Below are 24,290 nucleotides of genomic sequence, written 5' to 3' on the forward strand. Positions count from 1 at the left end.
CTATCAAGGTTCAATAAATCGGTAATAGACTTATCGGTTACCTGCTTTGTGATCCATGCGCATGAGCATCAGTTTTGCTAAAGACAACACAATGAAGGTAATGACAAATAAGATTAAGCCTAGATGTAGTAAAGATGCCAGATGTAGCTCACTAGACGCTTCAGCAAACTCATTGGCCAAGGCCGAGGTAATCGTCACACCAGAAGTAAATAGGCTTGGACTGATATTAAACGCATTACCAATCAAGAAAGTCACTGCCATCGTCTCACCCAATGCACGACCAAGACCCAAAATCACGCCGCCAACGACACCAGCTTTGGTATAAGGCAGAATAATTTTGAACATGACTTCCCAAGTTGTCGCACCCATACCATATGCAGACTCTTTAAGTAAATCTGGTACAACAGAGAAAACATCACGCATGGTGGCGGCGATGAACGGTATGATCATAATGGCAAGCACTAGGGACGCGGTAAACATACCCAATCCCATAGGCGCACCTGCAAAAAGCTTACCGACAATAGGTAAAGGGCCGATATGCTCAATGAACCACGGCTGAATGTGATCACCAAAGAATGGCGCAAATACAAATAATCCCCACATGCCATAGATGATAGATGGGATACCAGCCAATAACTCAATGGCGATACCAAGGGGTTTTTTGAGAAACTTAGGACACATCTCGGTTAAAAATATGGCAATACCGAAACTGACTGGAACAGCAATAACAATGGCGATAAATGAAGTAATTAAAGTACCGTAAATAGGCGCTAATGCACCGTATTCATTGGCAACTGTATCCCAATTATTACTGGTATAAAACCCCAAACCAAACTCTTGAATACTCGGCCATGCTCCAATAATTAGAGACACCAAAATGCCCCCTAGAGATAGGAGGACGAGTATGGCAAACGCTTTGGTAGAATTCACAAATAAAGCGTCGTAACGTTTTTGTTTAGCCAGTTGGGACCTTAAGTCTGTCATAAGTGTCTCAGCATTGAATGGGATGAATCGAAATATTAAAAAGATGTATCTCAGGTTTTAACACAACAAACTTAAACAGTATGAGTAAATATCTCTATCGAGATGTATTCAACAAATTTGCTGTGTTAAAACCTCTCAAACAACTACCGGAGAATAGTTATTCGAGAGGGTAACTTGTTGGATGCTAAATAGTATTTAGCAGAAACAAATTACTGAGCTGGCTTGTAAACAGGTTGTCCATCGCTACCTTGGACTTCATTCCACTTCTCTTTGAACAAGGCTACTGCTGTGTCAGAAAATGGTACGTAGTCTAATGCCATAGCATCATCATCACCTTGGCTATAAGCCCAGTCAAAGAAGTTCAACACGCCTGCGACTTGCTGAGGATTTTCTGGTTGCTTATGTACCAAGATAAAGGTCGCAGCAGCGATTGGCCATGCTTGGTCAGTCTCAGAGTTGGTGATGACCTTATAGAAGCCTTCTTGTTGTGACCAGTCAATATCACCTGCCGCAGCAAATGTCTCAGCAGATGGCTGTACGATGTTGCCAGCTGCATTTTCTAGCGCAGTATGTGACATTTTGTTTTGCTTAGCGTAAGCATACTCAACATAGCCGATAGAGTTTTTCATGCGGTTTACGTAGCTTGAAACACCTTCATTGCCTTTACCACCTGCACCAGTAGCAGAGGTCGGCCACTTAACAGTTTTATCAACGCCAACGGTGTCTTTCCAGTCTGGTGAAACCTTGGCAAGATAATCAGTAAAGTTGAAAGTCGTACCTGATCCATCTGAGCGGAAAACCGTTGTGATTGCTGCGTCTGGCAAGGTCAGGTCTGGGTTCATGGCTTGAATAGCAGGGTCATTCCAGTTACTGATTTTACCTAAATAGATATCGGCCAACGTTGTACCGTCCAGCTTTAGTGCACCTGGCTCAACGCCATCAATATTGACGATTGGTACCACACCACCGATGACTGTTGGGAACTGAATCAAACCTGCTTCGTCTAGCTCTTCAGGCGTCATCGGTGCATCAGAAGCACCGAAATCTACTGTTTTTGATTGAATTTGTTTGATACCACCAGATGAACCAATCGACTGATAGTTGACTTGGCCGCCGGTCGCAGCATTGTAGTCATATGACCATTTCGCGTAGATAGGCTGCGGGAACGACGCACCTGCACCTGTAATGTTCATAGCGATGTTTTCAGCAGATTTAAAATCTGACGTAGCAGAAGATGCTGTTTGAGAGGTTGTTTCAGCTGTTGTCACAGCGCTACTGCTAGTGTCAGCAGTTGGCTCTGTCGTATCTGTTGACTGATTACACGCCGTAAGCATTAATGTACAACTGACGGCCACTGCTAATAACGAATAACGCATGTAAGACTCCTGAAGTTTAACAACGGTATAAAAAAGCATTGCTTGTGATATGCGTGTTATCTTGCCAAATCTTTATGACACTTTAATGACAACTTCTAGAATCCTTAATTCGCTTTACATAATATTTGAACAATTTGTCTGCAGCCTAGTAATACTGAGCACCCTCACCTATTAACATCAGAAAAATTATTCACGAAAATATTGATCCGCGTGTGTGATATAGGATATTCACATCCAAATATCATTAGCTGTTACTACATAATTTTGTTAGTATAAAAACTGATTTACAACACTGACAGACTCGGGGTGCGGTGTATTTTTGGCTCACTTTATTAAATTTGCTTTATTAAAGTAGCTGCCTTGATACATTCGCTGAGAGATCACCCGCCGAACCTGATGCGGTTAGTACCGACGCAGGGAAGTCTTAAGCACTTTGTTATTTATGACAAAGGGCGCGTAGAAATACATTTTTATCGTCACTACTGTCTTAATATGCGTGATGCATAATCAGACAAGAAGAGAGGATATCAAGCTGCGTCCAATATTTGATGACCATCACTCGCGACAATTTTTTTGTCGATGGTGTTTGTTTATAATATAAACTTGTCTAGATGATGGATGCCTACCCCCGCAGATACTGGCGGTGTTGATTTTATTCAAAAACCAACACGCTAGGACAGCATATGACTACTGCAGACACCACCTCAATTGCACCGAAAGCCCAAACGCATAACTCAGCCGACAACACAACGCTTGCTTCAAATGCTACTGACACGAACAACGTCAAAGCAGATAAAAAAGCAGATGCGCTAAAAACCCCTGCTCACCGTGCCGCAAGTGATGCCCGTTTCGAAGAAGATGCGCGCGACTTACACCGTATTTTACCTGCCTCAAGAAAAGTCTATATCGAAGGCTCAAGACCTGACATTCAAGTACCGATGCGTGAAATTAGCTTGGCTGATACGCCTGTTGGCGGTGCTGGAGATAAAGACGGTGAGCATAATCCGCCATTTTATGTGTATGACACCTCAGGTGTATATACCGATCCTAATGTCGAAATTGACTTGACTAAAGGTCTACCAAAACTACGTGAAAGCTGGATAAATGAACGCGGTGATACCGAACAATTAAGCGGACTGTCTAGCTCTTACGGACAAGCTCGTGCCCGTGATATTACCACTGCCAACCTTAGATTCGCTCATATCGACAAACCAAGCCGTGCCAAAAATGTCGATGGAAAAGCTGGCAACGTCACGCAAATGTACTACGCGCGTCGCGGCATTATCACCCCCGAGATGGAATATATCGCCATACGCGAAACGCAAAAGCAGCATGAACTGACCGATATGCGTCAACACGATGGCGAAAGCTTCGGTGCAAACACGCCTCAAATTATCACCCCTGAATTTGTCCGTGATGAAGTGGCGGCTGGACGCGCAATTATCCCAAACAATATCAATCACCCTGAATCTGAGCCGATGATCATTGGGCGCAACTTTTTGGTGAAAATCAATGCCAATATCGGTAACTCAGCGTTGGGTTCATCTATTGATGAAGAAGTGTCCAAAATGACGTGGGCCACGCGTTGGGGTGCGGATACCATTATGGATTTATCGACAGGTAATCACATTCATGAAACCCGTGAGTGGCTAATCCGTAATTCGCCTGTGCCGATTGGTACGGTACCTATTTATCAAGCACTAGAAAAAGTCGATGGTGTGGCAGAGGACCTCACGTGGGAGATATTCCGTGATACGTTAATCGAGCAAGCAGAGCAAGGCGTAGATTACTTTACTATTCATGCTGGCGTACTATTACGCTATGTACCACTTACTGCAAAGCGCCTGACAGGTATCGTCTCTCGCGGTGGTTCTATCATGGCGCAATGGTGTCTAGCCCATCATAAAGAAAGCTTTTTATATACGCATTTCGAAGATATCTGCGAGATTATGAAACAGTACGATGTGGCATTTAGTTTAGGTGATGGCCTACGTCCTGGCTGCTTGCAAGATGCCAATGATGAAGCACAGTTCGGTGAGCTACGTACGCTTGGTGAATTGACCAAGGTCGCATGGGAGCACGATGTACAGGTGATGATCGAAGGCCCTGGACACGTCGCGATGAACCGCATAAAAGAAAACATGGACTTGCAACTTGAGCTGTGTGCTGACGCGCCTTTCTATACTTTAGGGCCATTAACAACAGACATCGCCCCAGGCTATGACCATATCACGAGCGCCATCGGGGCAGCGATGATTGGTTGGTTTGGTACAGCGATGCTGTGCTATGTCACGCCAAAAGAACACTTGGGTTTACCGAACAAAAAAGACGTCAAAGATGGCATCATCACCTATAAGATTGCTGCGCACGCTGCTGACCTTGCTAAAGGTCATCCAGGAGCACAGGCACGTGATAACGCACTGTCTAAAGCACGTTTCGAGTTCCGCTGGGATGATCAGTTCAATCTGGCGCTCGATCCTGATACTGCACGCGAATATCACGATGAAACGTTGCCGAAAGACGCACACAAATCGGCACATTTTTGCTCTATGTGTGGCCCTAAGTTTTGCTCAATGAAAATCACTCAAAACGTGCGTGAATATGCAGCAGGGTTAGATAAAGATGCTACCAACCAAAGAGTAACGCCGCAAACGGGCGACTTAACCGAGGCTGGTCACCTAATCAAAGAGGTAGATACAGAGCTTGTCGGACAAGTTGGTGAAGCTACTGCTGAGGAAATTCGCCAAGGCATGGCTGAAATGACTAAAAAATATAACAACGAAGGACGTCAGTTATATAAAGAGGTGTAGAATTTTATAACTCTATTAAAGAACAGCCTTACCAAAGAAAAGCCCGAGCCTGACCGTCAGGTTCGGGCTTTTTATTGTCGGTTGATACCATACTACTAAACTTTCGACGCCTGATAAATCTCTTCGATAGAATTATTGATAGTGTCAGCAAACTCGCTATCACTTTGTTGCTTACTCAAGCCTTCGGTAAAGGCACGCGAGAAGCTCGCAATCATACCTGGGTTTTGTTTGAGCTTAGCGCAAGCATCGCTACGATTATAACCACCCGATAGCGCCACGACTTTGAGTACGTTTGGATGATCAATCAGCTCCTGATAAAACCCTGCCTCTTCTGGTAATGTTAGCTTAAGCATCACTTGATGTTCGTTATTTAAGCGCTCCAGATTTCGTAAAATATCTGCTTTTAGCAATAGCTCGCACTCATGCTTTTGGGTGCTATCAATATTAACCTCTGGCTCAACAATAGGCATCAAGCCTTTTGAGATAATTTGTTTAGCCACATCAAACTGCTGCTGTACTACAAGCTCGATACCATCGACGTTTGGCTCATAGATGACTGAGCGCATTTTAGTACCGAATACAGGGTAATTTTTTGCTTTATCCAATAATAGATCTAGATTCGGCATTGGCTTCATAACTTGCACGCCGCTCATTTGCTCAGCCAGACCTTTATCTACCTTTAAGAATGGTACGATATTTTTATCTTCCCATAGGTAATTAGCCGTCGACTTGCCATTGACTTCGCGCTCCATGGTGTCTTCAAATAAAATTGCACCAAGTACACGCTCACTATCAAAACAGTCGCAAGTCATAATACGAGCACGCATTTCATGAACCAAATCAAACATGGCCTCATCATTATCATAAGCGTCGCTATTGACACCATAAGTCTCTAACGCTTTCGGTGTACTGCCGCCACTTTGATCAAGAGCAGCAATAAAACCTGAACTGTTTTTTATACGCTGTAATTGCTTATCGTACTCCATTGAGCCTGCATCCTATTTTTATTGGTTAAGTTAAATATTATAAACTAAGCTTTTTTATTCCATACAAGCCGTGTTATTTGTAGATAACCTTATCATAGGATGATTTGTATGCCTATATAGGATACGTGACAATAAGAGTTAAAATTATGAAAACAATACTTTTGGGTAAGGGGCATTACGCCAAAAATAGTACCCCTACACAGCAGATTGCCAATACTAATCCTACTATATTGACACGGTTTAGCTGCTCTTTGAATACACCGACGCCGATCAAGGTCGCCACTGCAATAACACCGACATTCATACCAGTGAAAACGATACTAGGAGAATTATGCAACACTTGGTGTGCCCGTACATAGGCGTAAATATTGCCCATGTTTAGTGCGCCGAGCAGCACACCTGTCATAAGCGCTTCTTTTTGCCAACGTACCCGTGTGGCAAGTAAATAGATTAAAAGCAGTAGACCTGCTACGCCAAAGCTGATTAATAGAGTCAGCGGAAAGGCCGCACCCTGTTTGGCAACTTGCTTAAACAAAATATCAATAATGCCGTAGCCTGCCCATACCCCGAATAACCATAGCGGCGTATACTTTGCTTGCCGAGCAATATCATTATGCTGTGGTCGATAGACAAGCGCACCTAATGCCAAAAAGCCTAACACCAGTCCAAATATACGAGTACCAGTCAGCACCTCACCAAATAGCAAGAAAGCCGCCACGATTGGAATAATGAGTGATAAGCGCTGAGAGGCGTCGGTTGCTACCATCCCCACCGCTTCAATGGCCCGTCCGAGAATGATAAATACGGCAGGTAATAGTATCCCAAGCGCGAGGATGATACCCCAAGCACTATCAAGCGCATGTATGGCCCCTATATCAGGTTTTAGTAATACCCAAGTCAGTAAAAAAGCCACAGGATAGCCTGCCACGATGGTCTGGCGAATATCTATATTTTTCTGGCGCAATATTTTCAAAAGTACTGAGACGGCGACACTACATAGCACCGCAATTATTAAATACATCATTAACTGCTACCTTTTGAACTTCAACATTAAGTTATTACTATCTGCATATCGATAAAATGCATTAAGTAAAATACCTGCTAATCAGATAATTTTTCCAATGAAATCATACCTATAAAATCAATATTTAAACTGTGAATAAGTTTAAACGTGGAATGTAACAAAATATTTCTTCTGCGGCAATCTATTTATTATGGCTGAAGCTGAAGTTTTCAAAACATAGCTATTCTTAAGTAAATTACAATTAGCATGCAGGTATGATTAGTAATTTTGCTAAAATAGCACCTAATTCCAATCACAAAAGTAAAGATTCTAGATAACGAGTCCTCTCGTTCATCTTGACGTACTGCTATTGATGTTTTATTACTGCCTATGAATGCTTTATTTCGCTTTTTTGAAAACCGCCTACCCGCCTTTCCAGACACACCTATGCCATTACCATCACCTCGCGATGGCATGCTGAAATTTTTGTGGGCATGTACCAACGGCTTACGCGGCTGGCTGCTAGCCTTTATGATTTTGTCTGCTGGTATCGGTATCTACGAGGCTATGCTGTTTGCTTGGATAGGTAATATCGTCGACTGGTTGGGCGTTTATACACCGCAAAGCTTATGGGTAGAAAAAGGCGACATGCTACTTATCATGTTGGCTGTCATGATAGTGAGCCCATTATGGATTGCTTTATCATCGTTTATCCACTTTCAGACCTTGCAAGGCGTCTTTCCTATGCAGATGCGCTGGCGGTTTCATCAGCGGATGCTTGGGCAGTCCATGCAGTTCTATCAAGACGAATTTTCGGGTCGGGTCTCAGCGAAGGTAATGCAGACAGCATTGGCAGTACGCGATACCGTGATGACTGTCACCGATATGTTTATGTATGTCTCTGTCTACTTTATCACCTCAGGGGTGATTTTATTTAATTTAGACAGTTTGTTACTCATTCCTTTTGTCGTTTGGCTTGTACTGGTTGCACTCACCATTTGGTACTTTATTCCTAAACTCAAAGATACAGCGATTGTGCAGGCTGATGCTCGTGCCTTGATGACAGGACGGATTACTGATGCTTATGCCAATATCATGACCGTCAAGCTATTTAGCCATTCGCGTCGTGAGCTGGGCTACGCTAAAAACGCGATGGGACAATTCCTAGGTACGGTACATGCACAAATGCGCTGGGTCAGCTATCTAGAAGTATCGACCCATCTTATCAGTGTAATCTTGGTCAGTAGCACGGCAGGTATTGGATTGTACTTGTGGCAACAAGGCGCCGTTGGTGTCGGTGCCATTGCTGCTGCAACTGCCATGGCATTACGTCTAAATGGTTTGACGCGTTGGATTATGTGGCAGACAGCCAGCTTATTCGAAAGTATAGGTACAGTTCAAGACGGTATGCGTACATTGTCAGCACCGCAGACGATCGTTGATAAACCTGACGCGCCAGCGCTAGCTGTCACGGATGGTCGCATCGTGTTTGACCATGTTGACTTCAGTTATGAGAATGACGAAGAAGACAATGGACAAACTGACAAGACTGTTAATGTTGATGGTACTAGCATCGCTAAGCATACTCCTGACTCATACATCAAACTATTAGACAACTTCCATTTAGATATTAAGCCGGGTGAAAAAATTGGTCTGGTTGGGCGTTCAGGTGCGGGTAAATCAACTTTGGTCAATTTACTATTGCGCTTCTTTGACGTAGATAGCGGTAAGATTCTGATTGACGGTCAAGCGATTGATACTGTCACGCAAGAATCATTGCGCCAACAGATTGGTATGGTGACTCAAGATACCTCATTACTACATCGTACTGTGCGTGAAAACATCGCTTATGGTCGTCCTGACGCTACGGATGAAGAGATTATATTCGCTGCCAAACAAGCTCAGGCGTGGGATTTCGTCAAAGACTTGTACGACGATAAAGGTAATACAGGACTTGATACCCAAGTGGGTGAACGCGGAGTCAAATTATCTGGCGGTCAACGTCAACGTATCGCTATCTCACGTGTTATGCTGAAAAATGCACCGATTTTGCTTTTAGATGAAGCGACCAGTGCACTAGACTCTGAGATTGAATATGCCATTACTGAGAGCTTAAATGACATTATGACTGGCAAAACCGTTATTGCTATTGCCCATCGACTCTCTACTATTGCTGCACTAGATAGATTGGTTGTCATGCATCAAGGCCGCATCATCGAGCAAGGTAGCCATGATGAACTATTGGCACTAGATGGCGTCTATGCTCGACTGTGGCAGCGTCAAAGCGGTGGCTTCTTAGGTGAAGATAACTAAGACTTATAAAGAACAATCATAAGAAGCGAAACTACAAAAAGAAATCACTCAAAATAAGCCACAAGGAAGTGTTTATTTTATGGAAGCATTCACAAACCGCATTAATATTGGCGGAAAACAGGCACGTTACTATGACCTTAGCCGGTTTAATCAGCCGTTAAACTTGAGCTCTACTTCTCGCGCACCAGCACATTTTTATAGTGGCAATAGTTTTACCGTTGGCACCTACACGCCATTACTGAGCAAACTAGCCACTGAATTTAATATCAGCTCCCTTGCTCTACGTGGCTACTGGTATGATAAGCCGAAAAGCCAACGCCTCACGCGCGAGCAAGATGCTAATATGCTGATTGAGTTTTTGGAAAAGACACAAGACAAGCCTGTCGTAGGTATTGGTCATTCGCAAGGCGCAACAGCCACAGCAATGGCAGCTGCCAAACGTCCAGAGTTATTTTCGCAGTTATACCTGATCGAACCTGTCACATTTACCAAGAGCCAAGCCACCTTATATAACCTTTTGCCACGCTCTGTTCTACTGAATCGCGAGCCTTTCAAAAGTACGTTAACTAAACAATCTACTTGGCCGAGCATTCGTAGTTATTATGAAAACCTACGTGCGCAGCGTGCTTATAAACGTATCAGTGACGAGCACTTGCAAATATTTGCAGAGCAAAGCCTGAGCAAAAATACAGATGATAGCTATACACTTATATTTGCACCAGAACAAGAGCTGGCCAATTATTTTGGCGCACCTCATATCGATGCTGCGCTCAAAAAACTACGCTGTCCCTATACCTTGATTACAGGTAAGCCTACTCTATTCATCAATAATAAAGTACGAAGGCAATGGCAAAAATTTGTCCCAAATAGCAGTCTTATTTCGCTGTCAGATTATGGTCATCTATTGCCAATGGAAGCGCCTGAACTATGCGCGCAAATCATCAACGAGCACTACCAAAGTAGCAAATAAGAATGTAAAACGACTGATTTATGACTGATCTCTTTGCCCCTGCTCCCACAGATAACCTACTACCCCATGATGGTAAAGTGAACGATCTAGGAGTGCTTATCGATGATGCCATTACTCTTTATGATACTTTACTAAACGAGTTGCCTTGGCAGTCAGATAACGTGACGTTGTTTGGTAAGACACATATAACCACTCGACAAATTGTCTGGATGGGAAACGAAAATACTAATTACCAATATTCGGGACACGTGCGGCAAGCCGTTCCATGGTCAAATGCAGTGTTTCACGTGAAACAGAAAGTCGAACAAGCTTTAGCAGAGATCGGTGTTATCGTCGAATTTAATACTTGCCTGCTTAATTACTATCCTACTGGCGCTGATGGTATGGGCTATCATGCCGATGACGAAAAAGAGCTCGGTCATCAACCAATCATAGCTTCCTTATCGCTTGGTGCCACGCGCAAATTTGTTTTTAAACATAAAAAAACTCAAGATAAAGTCGAACTTTATCTTGAGTCTGGACAGCTCGTTGTAATGCATGGCGACACACAAAGATTTTGGAAGCACACTATCACTAAAACAAAGCAAGTCGCAACGGGCCGCATCAGTTTAACATTTCGGCGCATGCTCAATGCTTAATAGCTACCCTCTCTACTACAACTCTATCTATTTTCTTGTGAACCATTTTGCTACTTTCGAATCTTAAGACTGACGATCTAAAAAGCGCTCGCGGTAGCACTGGTAAGCGGCCTTACAGACACTGGCGGTATAGCTGGCGTTAACACCACCAGCAACTACTGCACCTACGGCCGGAATGATTTGAGCGGCTTTTGTCTTAACGATATTGGTAGCAACTTTGGTTGCTGTTTGACGCAGGACCCGTGACATCACTTCTTCATTGACTTTATTGAAGGCCAACGTCTCTGGATCCTTGACCATCGCATAGGTGTCATCTAACGCCGCTTGGCATTCTTCAGCAGAATTAGACGTCGCTACCGCTAGTAGAGACATAGCAAACAGCTGCTCCCCTTCGTTATTGATATCAAACCCATAATAGGTCGCATACTCTCCAATTGCCCGAAGGTTAGCAGTAATTAAAGCCACCACATCAGCAGGAATCCCTGCCCAACCTACTACCCCTGTCGTAACCCCTTGGGCACTGGTCATTGCCACATATTTGCTTTTAAAGTGTTTGACCTGCTTATCAACTACTGCAATCGGTAAGCGCTCGATATCAGATAACGTTGTGATAGAGGCCCCTACAGTATCGGACTCATTATGATAAGCCTCAATGACATCTTGCGTGTTTAATGTCCAATTAGCTGCATCACTCAGCGTCGTAATAGACTGTTCCGTTGCCTGCTTTAATGCTTCGCCAAACTGCGGCGCATTCATCAGCGCATCACCTGCCTCAACGATTGGCGTATTGATCACAGAAAGCGCTTTATCCAGTATGCTTTTATCAGGATTTTTCCACCCTTCTATATCTTTACGGACTTGTGCTTCATAAGCCATATGGTCGTCTGTTTTTTATTAGCGTTCATATAGTTTCCTTTGTCATTATAGTTATCATACGTACTCTATCCTATGATAAATAAAAGACAGCTGCAGGGATGTTCTGTTGTCGAAAATAAAACTTTTGTATGATTTGTTAGATCACAGTTTTAGTTTGGTTCAACATCTACCTCGCAGCTCATAAAATGTACTGAACACTACCTACAGATCAATCCGTACAGATATTTATTTAGCAGCGTCTAAGACGATTTTACCGAACGCATCACCTTTTTGTAATTTATGATGGGCCGCCACTACGTCTGAGAGTGGATAAGTTTTCTGGATTTTTAAGGCCAGCTTACCATTAGCCACTTGCTGTAAAACACGCGCCATATCTTGACCACTACGCTGCGCCTTGTAGCCTGATACTTCTAGGTTCTTTTGCTCACCCGCTTCTTTGAGCTTATCCACCCAGATAGTTGGTAATACATTCACTCGAGCACCTGACTTAAGCATGCTAAGCGCACGAACACCTGCTTCATTACCGACTAAATCTAGCAACATATCGGCTTGTAGGTCAGGAAAGTCTTCATCTTTGGTATAATCTATCCAACCCGCTAGTTTAGATACGTCGATTAACTCATCAAGCTTGGCATACTTCTCTGGTGAGCAAATTACTGTCACTTTGATATTATCTTGCGCCACTTTATCCATGAGTAACTGAATTAACAAATGACCGACACCGCCTGCAGGCGCATTAATGACCACATGCTCACCAGCTTTGATGTCCGCAAAATCTGCAAACTGTACGGCAGTTTGACCGATACAAGGTAGCGCACCTGCCTGCTCTAAGGTGACATTTTCTGGTACTTTCGCAAGCAACTTGGCATCTACTGCCACATATTGTGCATAACCGCCACCGCTAAAAGTCAAGGCCGCTACTCTATCCCCAATAGCAAACTCGTCGCTATTGCTACTGACTACTTCGCCCGATACATCGAATCCTAGAATAGCTGGCTGATCATTATCAAACTTGTCTTTACGGATATTTTCCGCACCCCAGCCTTTACCTTGACGAGTTTTATAATCGACAGGGTTGATACCAGCGTAGGCGATTTTTACCAACACTTGGTCGTCCTGTAGCTCAGGGATGGCGACATTATCTTGATATTGCATGACTTCAGGTTCACCAAACTCGCGAATGAGTGCGGCATGCTGGGTGTTTGGTACTTGGGTTTGCGCAGCAGTAGAGTTGATAGACGACGTTGTCATAGTAGAATGTCCTTATAAATGGTTTTTGAGTTTTGCTTATTGTCTATTATATGTTGAGATGATACATGAATACCCTGCCTAGTCGATGATTTTATGACAAGTACAAAGCTAGTAATACTTTGCTAAGGTAACACAAGCTCTGCGCTAATAGGCAGATGATCCGATAACGATGACCAAGGCTTTCCAGTATGTACCCAAGCATCTTTGACGGTTAAATTGCGCACATAGATACGATCTAAACTGAGTACAGGTAACTTGGCAGGAAAAGTCGGTAATAGCTTACCGTAACAGTGCTTAAACGCTTCTATCATACCTAATTCAGTGGCCAGTTTGTCACAAGACATTTTTTTCCAATCATTGAAATCACCTGCCAAAATAAGTGGCTGATCCGGTGCAATCTCATTTCGAACATAGTCACTAATCGCTTGATACTGCTTGATACGATCCCGCTCAAAAAGATTAAGATGGGCGCACAGGACGACCACCGGTCTCTCCCAACCCCAAGGTTGCACCTCACAATGTAAAACACCACGCTGTTCAAGACGATTTACAGTGATATTTACGTTGTGTTTCGGATCCAGTGGGAAGCGACTCAACACCGCATTACCGTGATGCCCATTATCATATTCTGAATTTTTGCCGTAGCTGTTTTGCAAATCTAAAAATTCACCAAACCATTCATGTTGAGACTGATCTGGATATTCGTTGTATTGCAGATTGCGTTTGAGATTTTGCCCCTGCACTTCCTGTAGACACAATATATCAGCACCAGCTGTTTCCAGTGCTTGAGCAATACCCTGCATTTTTACCTGGCGATTCAGCGGTGACATGCCTTTATGGATGTTGTAGCTGGTTAAAACAAAAGAGGTGGTAGTCATAGTTTAGTTTGTTGTACGCTCATTATTTATAGAGTAAAGATCAATAGCTCAGCTACGATAACACCCATAGTGATGGTAATGACAGACATAAAAAGAGCACTGGCTCATACTGAACCAATGCTCTCATATTACACCTATGTATTATTAATCGCTAATTCATAAATGGCTGATTCATAAATAAACATCGCGCATAGGTGTTATCTTCAAGTTAATAGCGAGTCACTAGCGCTATTGGCTGATCTTCGCCCATGACATCTTGTGGCATAAACACAGCTTCACCACCATTGTGAATAACATGCTCAATGATTTCGCCGATTGCATCATCTGTAATACCTTCTGCAGTAGCATCGTTTGCAGGACTTAACGTCTGCGCTTTTTCATCAACTTTGGCGGACTGTATATAGCCACGGCGTACATAAAGCGTTTCGCCAGCGCCTTGGAAAGCACTACGATATACTTCCTGTAAATCCGTCTGTAACATATTAGCACCGCGGGCTTTATCGATTTCACCCAATGCAGCTTTATGTAGTGATGTACGATATTCTTCTACAGCTTCTTGCACACTATCTACGATATGTTGAGCACTACCCTCTTCTAGATTGGTCGCGTTTGACACTGTAGCGATGACATTGTCTGGACGATCGCATACTTCTTTGTAGTAACCAATATTTTTTGCATCACCAACGATGACAAGAGGCATTTTGTGCTCGCCCCATAGCTCTTGGACGCTTTTATCTACTTGGTTAAAGAATTCTTTCAAGTGACTGCTTTCATTATTTGATGAACGATCTGAGCCACCGTCACCTGTTGTGTATAGTCCGTTGTTTTCGACAGGGAACTGGATGTTCTCCATGTTGTTTTGTGCGTCGTCATCTTTATCAAACTCTCGCACGACACGGTCATTAGATGCCTCAATTAGACGAGCATTATCGCGAGTTAAGACCACGGTATAGTAATGAACGGCATTTGCCATATCACGAACCAAGTCACGAGTAGCAAATCTATCTGAAATCACAACGCGTTCTGTTGTATCGATTGGCATACGAACGACTTTCACGTCATCTGTACTAGCGAATATGGCTAAGGTGTCGAGGTTATAATTGTGATTAAGTTCACTGATTTTATTTTGGATATTATCTAGAATGGTGGTCGCTGTGCGTTTATCGTATTCATTGGTCAAACGCTCTTCGGCAACTTTTAGTTGATTTTTTAGAGCGATAGGATCCTGCTCGTTGGCTGGATGTTCACGATGTGTTTTAACAAAGATACTTACGGCAGGGTTAGCTTTTGTCTCACGTAAACTTTTAAGAGTCGCTTTCATATATTGCTCCTTGTTTTATTATCGTTCATTTTCAACTTTGTATATTTCTTTACTCATATACTTTTTATAAGTTTAAAAATATCTGAGTTTAAAAATCTCTATCCGTGTTTTTCTTACACCTTGTCGGTGCATTATTTTCAGATTCCATTATCTTAATGCTAACAGCTATACCCCACTCCCTGTAGGGTTAATTTGCAAGCAAATGATAGCGCTTTGTAAATAGAATACTCTATATTGTTAAAGAGATGCTTCATCTAACATACCTATATATCCAGATAGCTATCTTTAAACGCTTACATCTAAGTATCAGAATCTCGATATTCATTTTTAGATTGCTAATATTGTTTTAATCATTCGAATTGTATAAAAGCGCTTAGGTTGTATTTTTACTAAACGAACCCATCTTTTATATAATCTATATATAAAATAAGAACGCACTATATATTTTAATCGTAGCCAGCACTATCTCATTTTGCTTCATAATAACTCATTGATATTGGATACCTATATGACACTTTCTCCTTCAGATTTACACCTTGTCGATTTTGCCGATACTGCGCCACATAAGTTACAGAGCCAAGTGATTGACGCTATTGATGCTGCCAATACTTTTTTAGATACACTGACAGTAATAGAAAAGGATAGCGCTGAAAAAATAAGTGCTGAACAAGCTTTAGCAGATGTTATGAGGTTTGATCATATCAATTTAGCATTAGATCGCGGCTGGGGTATTTTGTCGCATCTTAATAGTGTTATGAGCAACGACGATATCCGTCACGTTCATCATGAGCTGCTACCGAAATTATCTGCTTACGGTACTCGAGTTGGCCAGCACCAGCCTTTGTTTAATCGCTATCAAACTATCGTTAATGATACGGATTTTTTTGCCACACTAGAGCCTGCTCGTGCACGTGCGATCGAACTGGCATTGCGTAGCTTTGAGCTATCAGGCGTTGCGTTACCTCAAGCTGAACAAGAAAAATTCGCCGCTATCCAAAGCGAGCTATCTACCTTGTCTGCAACCTTCTCGGATAATATCTTAGATGCAACGCAAGCATTTGCCTTGCCTTTAGAAGACTCACAGTTAAAAGGCTTAACAGAAAGTGGTTTGGCACTACTGGCAGATGCAGGCGAGCAGTATAAAGCGCGTGAGCTTGCTAGCGGTACCCTTAGCCAAGCTGATATAGATGCACTGCCAACGCCTTATTATGCGGCAAGTTTGAATATTCCCGTATATCTGGCGATTATGACTCATGCGGATGATCGTAGCCTGCGTGAGACGCTTTATCATGCCTACGTCACGCGGGCCTCTGAGTTTGATACGCATACCAACGCAAAAGGCAAATCATTAAATAACGCTGATAACATGAGTCAAATCCTCACATTACGTGAGCAAAAAGCCACGCTACTTGGGTTTGCAAACTATGCCGAAGTATCGCTATCGACCAAGATGGCAGACAGTGTCTCGGAAGTTGAAACATTCTTACGTGACCTGGCGGCACAAGCGACCCCTGCTGCCAAAGCAGATTTGGCACAACTACAAAAATACGCGAGCGATTATGGCATTGACGAATTACAACCGTGGGATAGTGCATACATTGCCGAAAAGGTAAAACAAAGTGAGTTCAGTTTATCGCAAGAGGAAATTCGTCCATATTTCCCAGTACCAACAGTAATTAATGGTTTGTTCACTATCGTTGAGCGTCTATACGGTATCAAAGTACAAGAGCAAAGCCGTAAAGATGCAGAAAGTGACTCAGCATCTCGCTGGCATGATGATGTGAGTTTTTATCAATTATTCGATGCAGACGATCGCTTACTTGGTGGTTTCTACTTCGACCTATTTGCGCGCAGTGGTAAGCGCGGCGGTGCATGGATGAACGGTTTCCAATCTCGCTATAGCTATGAAAAACAAAATCACCAGCAGCTACCCGTCTGTTTTATGGTTGGTAATTTTACGCCAGCACTTGATGGTAAACCTAGTTTATTGACCCATGATGAAGTACTGACCCTATTCCATGAGTTCGGTCATGGCTTGCATCATCTATTAACCCAAGTGACGGTCGGCGATGTCGCTGGTGTCAATGGCGTTGAATGGGATGCTGTCGAGCTTCCTAGCCAGTTTATGGAGAACTGGGCTTGGGACGCTGAAGGTATTGCCCTTATCAGCAGCCATGTTGAGACTGGTGAGCCATTACCTAAAGACAAGCTTGATGCATTATTGGCAGTGAAAAACTTCCAGAGCGGCATGCAAACGCTACGTCAAATTGAGTTTGCTCTGTTTGATTTACTGATTCATGCTCATACGCCAGCGCTGAATTATGATGGCATTTTAGAGACGCTCAATACCGTTCGTAATGATATTTCTATCATGCACACGCCTGACTATAACCGCTTTGCTAATGGCTTTAGTCATATCTTCGCGGGTGGTTATGCGGCAGGCTATTACTCATACAAATGGGCAGAACTACTATCAGCCGATGCGTTTAGCAAATTTGAAGAAGAAGGCATTTTTAATCCAGTAACAGGTAAAGCGTTCCGTGAATCTATCTTATCTGTTGGTGGAAGCTTCCCAGCGAAAACCAATTTTGAAAACTTCCGTGGCCGTAGCGCTAGTATCGACGCCTTACTACGTCACAACGGTTTTGAGAATGTTGATGCGGCAAACACTCAAACGACTCGCGAGGCCATTTAAATGCGTTATCAGTCATCTAGTCCTAAACGCCGGTTTTTAGCAGGAGTACGTTGTCCGAAATGTCAGGAGATGGACGCTGTCGTGCAAGTTAATATCGTCACTCCTACCCCAGATGAGTATATTGAGTGTACTCAATGCGGACACACGGAGCATCGTCCCGATCCTGATGCTATTAGTGCAAAGAACCATTTAGAGGATCAAATGGCGCGTGATGCTATGGTAACTGGTACAAGTGGCACCGTAAAATTTAAGTCTTAGTTATCTGGTACTTGTACTCGCAAACAGATTAAATGCTCTATTAAGCCTATCTATCAATAGATAGGCTTTTTATTTTGAGTTTGCTATAGTATGGCTACTTATATTCTTGACATGAATCGATCATAATATGAAACCAGAAAACATCCGGCCTTCATCAACCCACGCCTCCAATAAAAATCCGACTAAATCACATCAGAAAATTTTGGCAGTACTTATCTCCTTATTGCTGCTTATTGTCATTACCTACCTTATTGTAGGCAGATCTAGCACCCAGTCTACACTCCCTGTAGATGTCTCTGCTTCAGTACCAGTAACTGAGCAAACGACGACAGAGTTAACCACAGGTAATATATCTGATATAGCGGATGACTCTGTGGTTATCGATGGTGTGCTCATGGATGAAAACTCTGAGGAAGCAAATAATGACAGTGACGCGATACCAAATCCTACTGCTATATTAGATGCGCCTCTACCAGAAAGTGATAGCTTAGCGAAAGAAGAGATTGATCGTTTAGAAGATGAGCGTCAGCGACTGGCCGAACAAGAAAAGTTAGCAGCTGAACAGGTCGCTATGAATAAGCAATTGACTGATATGAAGGCCGAACAAATTGCACTACTCGAACAACAAATTGCTCAGTTAGAAGCAAACGACTCTAATAAAGCAACGGTTCAGTAGCTGCGTACTTTCTTATAGAGAGACTTACGATGGCAGTTTTGCAACCTACACATACCTCTATTTTAAATAGCAATGCACAGCTGCTTGTTTTTCCTGTTAATACTGCTGGTGTCGTTTTAGATCCTGTACTCACACGAGCTAAAACACTATTTCCTGGCAACTATAGTCGCTATCATCGTGCGTGCCGCGATGGTAGTCTAAGTATCGGTAGCTGCTTACTTAATAAGCTTACACGTGAGCAAGTTGGTCTTGGTATCAGTAGTAACGGCAACCAGCCAAGCTATATTGCTAACCTCGTAATATCAAACCACCCTTATCATCCAGTGCGCACGCGTTGGCTGACTGCTGCTTTGATTGATCTACAACAGCAAATGATGCCACTCATACGTTACCAAGGCATACGCAGAGTTGCATTACTTGCACGGCCGCTGATCTCAGGTAAACCACGTGATATCGTATCCAATCAGAGTGATATAGCAGACACCTTGCCTTTGGACTGGTATGCTGATACTTTGCCATTACTGACTGAACACTTACAAGACCTACCAAAATTTCGTATCGACATACATCTGCCCAAAAGTATTAATTTATAAGTGACTTTTTAGCTAGCCTGTTATCGTCTCTTTGAGCACATAAAAAAACCGCCTTGAATACTCATAACGAGCATTTCAAGGCGGTTTTTTATTACTTAAACCACATCAGATATTGAGTATTAGTTCTGCTCAACACCTTTCATAGTCAGTTTAATACGACCACGGTTGTCAACGTCTTGTACGAGTACTTTAACGACCTGACCTTCTTTTAAATAGTCTGATACACTCTCAACGCGCTCTTCTGCGATTTGTGAGATATGTACTAGGCCATCCGTGTTTGGCAAGACATTTACGAATGCACCGAAGTCAACAATGCGAGCAACCGTACCTTCATAAGTCTTACCGACTTCAACTTCAGCAGTCAATGCTTCGATTTTGCCAATGGCGGCTTTAGTTGCGGCTTTGTTTTCACCAAAGATACGAATCGTGCCACCATCATCGATATCGATCACTGCACCAGTTTCTTCAGTTAACTGACGAATCATCGCGCCACCTTTACCGATTACATCACGAATCTTATCTGGATTGATTTCGATAACCGCATAGTTAGGCGCATGAGCATTGATTTCAGTACGACTTTCTGGCAATACTTGGTTCATTGCTTCTAAGATATGGATACGACCAGCATGGGCTTGCTTAAGCGCTTGCTCCATGATGTCTGGTGTAATACCTTCGATTTTGATATCCATCTGTAGCGCAGTGATACCGTCTTTAGAACCAGCTACTTTAAAATCCATATCGCCAAGATGATCTTCATCACCTAAGATATCTGACAATACAGCGAAACGCTCGCCTTCTTTAACTAGACCCATCGCGATACCAGCAACTGGTGCTTTTAATGGTACGCCTGCGTCCATCAATGCCAAGCTTGCACCACAAACAGATGCCATAGACGATGAACCGTTTGATTCAGTAATCTCTGATACCACACGGATAACGTACGGGAAGCGTTCGCTATCTGGAAGCATTGCTTGTACACCGCGACGTGCTAGACGACCATGACCGATTTCACGACGTTTTGGAATACCTTCACGACCCGTTTCACCTACTGAGAAATGCGGGAAGTTGTAATGCAACATGAAATGGTCACGAATCGTGCCACCCAATGAATCAATCATATTAACGTCACGGCTGTTGCCCAATGTAGTCGTAACCAATGCTTGCGTCTCACCACGTGTGAACAATGCTGAACCATGCGTATATGGCAATACACCAACTTGTACGTCAAGCGCTCGAACTGTTTCAGGGTCACGGCCATCAATACGCGGTTTACCTGACAAGATATTGTCACGAACCGTACGATATTTAAGTTCGTTGTAGATTTCTTTAAGCTCAGATACGGTATCAGCATAAGTTTCTGATTCAGCATCACCGGCAAGTGCATCAATAATTGATTGCTTGATTTCATCAAGTTTCGTGTAACGTGCTTGTTTATCAGTAATGGTATATGCATCAGCAACTTGCGCGCCAAACTGCTCTTTCATGCTACTGGTAAGCGCTTGATCACGCTCAGGAGCAGAATATTGCTGCTTAGCAGTACCAACTTCTTCTGCCATTGATACAATGTTATCAATAACGATTTGCTGTTGCTGATGACCGTATAGTACTGCGCCCAACATTTGATCTTCTGACAATTCAGCCGCTTCTGACTCAACCATCAATACAGCAGATTTAGTACCAGCTACAACCAGATCTAGATCACTGGTCTCAAGCTGCTCAGACGTTGGGTTTAGAACGTATTCACCGTTAATGAAACCAACACGAGCAGCAGCAACAGGACCATTAAATGGCGCATCAGAGATAGCCAATGCTGCTGAAGCACCGATTAGTGCAGCAATGTCTGCAGACTGAGTTTTATCTGATGATACAACTGTTGCCGTAATTTGGATTTCGTTTACGTAGCCTTCAGGAAATAGCGGACGAATCGGACGGTCAATCAAGCGTGAAGTTAACGTTTCAAATTCGCTCGCACGGCCTTCACGTTTTCCGTAAGCACCTGGAATTTTACCCGCTGCATACATTTTTTCTTGATAATTAACCGTTAGCGGAAAGAAGTTTTGACCTTCTTTAGCTTCTGACTTCACGACTGCTGCAACTAATACTGTTACGCCGCCCATATGGACTAAAATAGAGTTTGCTTGACGAGCTACGCGGCCTGTCTCAATAACAACCTGCTGGTTGCCATACTGAAATTCACGCTTAATGGTGTTAAACATTGTCATATAATCTTCCTAATGTTGACTGACAAAACTGATATCAGCGTCAAAAAAAAGCTGATATCTGTCATTAAAATTCTGTTTATATGGCTATCAGTTGACATGTTTTCTATTAGAAATCATCGCAACCCATGCCAATAACGTTACTTGGTTATCTCATATATTTGTCTGAGTTAGACATCGTACTATTATGTATATTCGGTCGTGCGATTTTGGCTTTACTATAAATACTATCAAAAAGACATTAAGTCAAAATACTTCGATGCTAAAAACCCTACAGGCTATTTTCTGAACTTTCAAATATCAGCTATCTGCGCTGATTACCAAGCTAAGTAATAAATATCTTATTGATAATCGCCATATCTGTAGTAGATGCACTATCAAACTCACAAGGCATTATTTTACAGTGATTTATAGCCATTGACCAATTAATTGCACAGTAGCGCAATTATCATCAAAGAATACCGTATTTGAGGCTTGGTTAGTACAGTTTATACCAATACTCCTCTTAGCTATTCTATAGAAGGAGTTATAACTCTTACTATTTGAGCACCATACCTAAAACGAATAAGCATAAAAAAACGGCGTGAAACTATTCCACACCGTTTTTAGAAAAATCTATTTTATCGATATCAACAAACAAGTTCCAAACGGTTGACTAAAAAACTTAGCATCCACTCGTACTATTGCCGTTAGATTAGCGACGTAGACCTAACTGGCTGATTAGAGTAGTGTAACGACCAAGGTCTTTACCTTTTAAGTAATCAAGCAATTTACGACGCGTGTTAACCATACGGATAAGACCGCGACGGCTATGATGGTCAGCTTTATGTGCTTTAAAGTGGTTCTGCAAATCATTGATACGAGCACTCAACAAAGCTACTTGAACTTCTGGAGAACCAGTGTCATTTTCGCCGCGTTGGTATTGAGCGATGATTTGTTCACGATCGGTATTAGTTAGCATAAATATCTCCGGCAATGCTAAAAACTTTAAAAAACTGACTGCAATTTGAGTCAGTATTAAAGCAATAGAATAATAAATAAAATAACCTGTACGCCATTCAGGACAACCCTGCATTACTAGAGTTGACCTAGTGTACGACAAGCTCAGTTAACAACCATTTAATATGTTTTGAATCGTACATTACATTGAGCTATAGCACTACTTAATCGAAGTAATGAGCTAACTACAGTACATCATTCAAAACCTAATTTAAATGTGGGGGTAATTATAACAAAAAACTGCTGAACTAGCAGCAGTTTTTCGTAATACTTGTAAAGCTATACTTAGCTTTTGATAGCTAGATTCGATAGATAACTATCTATTGAAATTCTATCTAAGCCAGCTACTTGTTGACATCGTCTTTCGTCGCATTGCCACCTAGTTCATCATCTTCAAGAGGTGCGGCAGTAGTCACTTCCGCCAGACTGTCTGGAGCAGTATGCTCACTCGGATTGATCTCTTCTGCAAGCTTTTCAATCTCTTTTTCTTGCTCGTCCATATTGTTCGGTGAATTACTCATATTAGCTCCTGAATTATTATTTTGTGGACTAACTGTAGTTGCACTCATCGATAATAAAACGTGCAAACCATACTATAAACGTATCAATGCCACCCTACTCAGGTGACATATAAAAAACTTACTTGTCTTCTTTCGCGGCTTCTAAGTTAGCTGCGATACGTTCTGCTGCTGCTTCGCTATCTTCATTATGACTGTCTTCAGTTTGACCTTTAAGCGCTGCTTCTGCTGAATCAGAACGTTGTTGCTCAAGCTTAGTATCGTTTGGATTAGAATTTGACATAGTATCTTCCTTAGTTATGGTTATAAGTATTAATTAGAAGTCAAAATTTTAAGATAGTACTTTATCTATGGCATCAACAAAGTTGGGTATATCGTCTGGGTTACGCGAGGTAATAAGATTATCATCTACTATTACAGTCTTATCTACGTAGTTTGCACCAGCATTTTCTAAATCTAGTTGCAACGTAGGATAAGCAGTAAGAGTTTTACCTTTTGCAATACCTGTGTTGATAAGAACCCAAGGCGCGTGACAGATAACAGCTAGTGGCTTTCCCGCTTCATTGATAGCATTAATAATTTGATGGGCTTTTTCATTACCACGAATAGTATCAGCGTTTACAGTACCGCCTGGTAAGACCAATGCATCGTAGTCAGAAGCGTTGGCATCTTCTATCAAGATATCAGCAGTGAAAGTATCACTTTTATCTACGTCTCCTTGCATGGCTTGCACTTCTTTCTTATCATTTGTTGTTATGAGAAGTGTCTTATAGCCTTTATCTTTTAGCTGATTATTAACATCTTCGTACTCTGCTTGTTCGAAGTGATTATGTAGTAAAAAAGCGATCGTTTTCATAACTTTCCTTTTCCTTATCTATTGATTTTTATAAGTTAATATATTTTTATAAGCTAATATTATTATTGTT

21 protein-coding genes and 1 riboswitch are annotated in these 24,290 nt (G+C 42.4%); of the genes, 8 read left to right on the forward strand and 13 right to left on the reverse strand.

The window, feature by feature from the left end:
* Positions 1–30 precede the first annotated feature (30 nt).
* On the reverse strand, positions 31–984 hold the full coding sequence (gene pstC, locus ACT3QN_RS03180; protein ID WP_444519972.1) for a phosphate ABC transporter permease subunit PstC: 954 nt from the start codon (positions 982–984) through the stop codon (positions 31–33).
* A gap of 209 nt (positions 985–1,193) precedes the next feature.
* Positions 1,194–2,360: a phosphate ABC transporter substrate-binding protein PstS gene (pstS, locus tag ACT3QN_RS03185; RefSeq protein WP_444523569.1), complete on the reverse strand. Its 1,167-nt coding sequence runs from the start codon at positions 2,358–2,360 to the stop codon at positions 1,194–1,196.
* Between the two features lie 292 nt (positions 2,361–2,652).
* Positions 2,653–2,797: riboswitch (TPP riboswitch) on the forward strand.
* Positions 2,798–3,043: 246 nt separating this feature from the next.
* Between pstS and thiC the strand changes: the two genes are divergently transcribed.
* Positions 3,044–5,170, forward strand: a complete 2,127-nt coding sequence (thiC, locus tag ACT3QN_RS03190) for a phosphomethylpyrimidine synthase ThiC (protein ID WP_444528868.1) — start codon at positions 3,044–3,046, stop codon at positions 5,168–5,170.
* Positions 5,171–5,265: 95 nt separating this feature from the next.
* On the opposite strand, the gene ACT3QN_RS03195 is transcribed toward thiC, so the two are convergent.
* The gene (locus ACT3QN_RS03195; protein ID WP_444528869.1) at positions 5,266–6,156 is read right to left on the reverse strand and encodes a fructose bisphosphate aldolase; all 891 of its coding nucleotides are present in this window, start codon (positions 6,154–6,156) and stop codon (positions 5,266–5,268) included.
* A gap of 175 nt (positions 6,157–6,331) precedes the next feature.
* A complete protein-coding gene (locus ACT3QN_RS03200; RefSeq protein WP_444528870.1) occupies positions 6,332–7,180 on the reverse strand; it encodes an EamA/RhaT family transporter in 849 nt (282 codons plus the stop codon).
* Positions 7,181–7,549: 369 nt separating this feature from the next.
* Between ACT3QN_RS03200 and ACT3QN_RS03205 the strand changes: the two genes are divergently transcribed.
* The 3 genes from ACT3QN_RS03205 to ACT3QN_RS03215 all read left to right on the forward strand — a co-directional run bounded on the left by ACT3QN_RS03205 (position 7,550) and on the right by ACT3QN_RS03215 (position 11,080).
* Positions 7,550–9,472, forward strand: coding sequence for an ABC transporter ATP-binding protein (locus ACT3QN_RS03205; protein WP_444528871.1), 1,923 nt, complete (start codon positions 7,550–7,552; stop codon positions 9,470–9,472).
* Positions 9,473–9,551: 79 nt separating this feature from the next.
* Positions 9,552–10,442 carry an alpha/beta fold hydrolase gene (locus tag ACT3QN_RS03210; RefSeq protein ID WP_444528872.1) on the forward strand — a complete coding sequence of 297 codons (891 nt, stop codon included), beginning with the start codon at positions 9,552–9,554 and terminating at the stop codon, positions 10,440–10,442.
* Positions 10,443–10,462: 20 nt separating this feature from the next.
* Entirely contained in the window at positions 10,463–11,080 is a 618-nt protein-coding gene (locus ACT3QN_RS03215; RefSeq protein ID WP_444528873.1) for an alpha-ketoglutarate-dependent dioxygenase AlkB family protein, read from the forward strand.
* Positions 11,081–11,143: 63 nt separating this feature from the next.
* Here the strand turns inward: ACT3QN_RS03215 and ACT3QN_RS03220 are convergent, their stop codons facing one another.
* The 4 genes from ACT3QN_RS03220 to ACT3QN_RS03235 all read right to left on the reverse strand — a co-directional run bounded on the left by ACT3QN_RS03220 (position 11,144) and on the right by ACT3QN_RS03235 (position 15,406).
* On the reverse strand, positions 11,144–11,956 hold the full coding sequence (locus tag ACT3QN_RS03220) for an EcsC family protein (RefSeq protein ID WP_444528874.1): 813 nt from the start codon (positions 11,954–11,956) through the stop codon (positions 11,144–11,146).
* Positions 11,957–12,181: 225 nt separating this feature from the next.
* Positions 12,182–13,207: an NADP-dependent oxidoreductase gene (locus tag ACT3QN_RS03225; RefSeq protein ID WP_444528875.1), complete on the reverse strand. Its 1,026-nt coding sequence runs from the start codon at positions 13,205–13,207 to the stop codon at positions 12,182–12,184.
* Positions 13,208–13,329: 122 nt separating this feature from the next.
* Positions 13,330–14,085, reverse strand: a complete 756-nt coding sequence (locus ACT3QN_RS03230) for an endonuclease/exonuclease/phosphatase family protein (protein ID WP_444523578.1) — start codon at positions 14,083–14,085, stop codon at positions 13,330–13,332.
* Positions 14,086–14,293: 208 nt separating this feature from the next.
* Positions 14,294–15,406, reverse strand: a complete 1,113-nt coding sequence (locus ACT3QN_RS03235) for an AOC03_06830 family ribosome hibernation factor (protein WP_444528876.1) — start codon at positions 15,404–15,406, stop codon at positions 14,294–14,296.
* A 508-nt stretch (positions 15,407–15,914) separates the two neighbouring features.
* Between ACT3QN_RS03235 and ACT3QN_RS03240 the strand changes: the two genes are divergently transcribed.
* The 4 genes from ACT3QN_RS03240 (at position 15,915) to ACT3QN_RS03255 (ending at position 19,628) form a co-directional block, all read left to right on the forward strand.
* Positions 15,915–18,101 (forward strand): M3 family metallopeptidase, encoded by a 2,187-nt coding sequence (locus ACT3QN_RS03240; protein ID WP_444528877.1) that lies wholly within the window; start codon positions 15,915–15,917, stop codon positions 18,099–18,101.
* Positions 18,102–18,359, forward strand: coding sequence for a YheV family putative metal-binding protein (locus ACT3QN_RS03245; RefSeq protein WP_444519985.1), 258 nt, complete (start codon positions 18,102–18,104; stop codon positions 18,357–18,359).
* A gap of 127 nt (positions 18,360–18,486) precedes the next feature.
* Positions 18,487–19,035: a hypothetical protein gene (locus ACT3QN_RS03250; protein ID WP_444519986.1), complete on the forward strand. Its 549-nt coding sequence runs from the start codon at positions 18,487–18,489 to the stop codon at positions 19,033–19,035.
* Between the two features lie 29 nt (positions 19,036–19,064).
* Positions 19,065–19,628 (forward strand): hypothetical protein, encoded by a 564-nt coding sequence (locus tag ACT3QN_RS03255; RefSeq protein ID WP_444523581.1) that lies wholly within the window; start codon positions 19,065–19,067, stop codon positions 19,626–19,628.
* 119 nt (positions 19,629–19,747) lie between these two features.
* On the opposite strand, the gene pnp is transcribed toward ACT3QN_RS03255, so the two are convergent.
* From pnp to ACT3QN_RS03280, 5 genes are all read right to left on the reverse strand, one after another.
* Positions 19,748–21,850, reverse strand: a complete 2,103-nt coding sequence (pnp, locus tag ACT3QN_RS03260) for a polyribonucleotide nucleotidyltransferase (RefSeq protein ID WP_444519988.1) — start codon at positions 21,848–21,850, stop codon at positions 19,748–19,750.
* Between the two features lie 691 nt (positions 21,851–22,541).
* Complete coding sequence (gene rpsO, locus ACT3QN_RS03265; protein WP_045443035.1) at positions 22,542–22,808, reverse strand: 30S ribosomal protein S15; 267 nt, start codon at positions 22,806–22,808, stop codon at positions 22,542–22,544.
* 382 nt (positions 22,809–23,190) lie between these two features.
* Entirely contained in the window at positions 23,191–23,367 is a 177-nt protein-coding gene (locus ACT3QN_RS03270; protein ID WP_444528878.1) for a hypothetical protein, read from the reverse strand.
* 118 nt (positions 23,368–23,485) lie between these two features.
* On the reverse strand, positions 23,486–23,647 hold the full coding sequence (locus tag ACT3QN_RS03275) for a hypothetical protein (protein WP_444528879.1): 162 nt from the start codon (positions 23,645–23,647) through the stop codon (positions 23,486–23,488).
* Positions 23,648–23,695: 48 nt separating this feature from the next.
* Entirely contained in the window at positions 23,696–24,220 is a 525-nt protein-coding gene (locus ACT3QN_RS03280; protein ID WP_444528880.1) for a type 1 glutamine amidotransferase domain-containing protein, read from the reverse strand.
* Positions 24,221–24,290 lie beyond the last annotated feature (70 nt).

It is taken from the genome of Psychrobacter sp. AOP7-C1-14, assembly GCF_052376135.1.
GTDB lineage: Bacteria > Pseudomonadota > Gammaproteobacteria > Pseudomonadales > Moraxellaceae > Psychrobacter.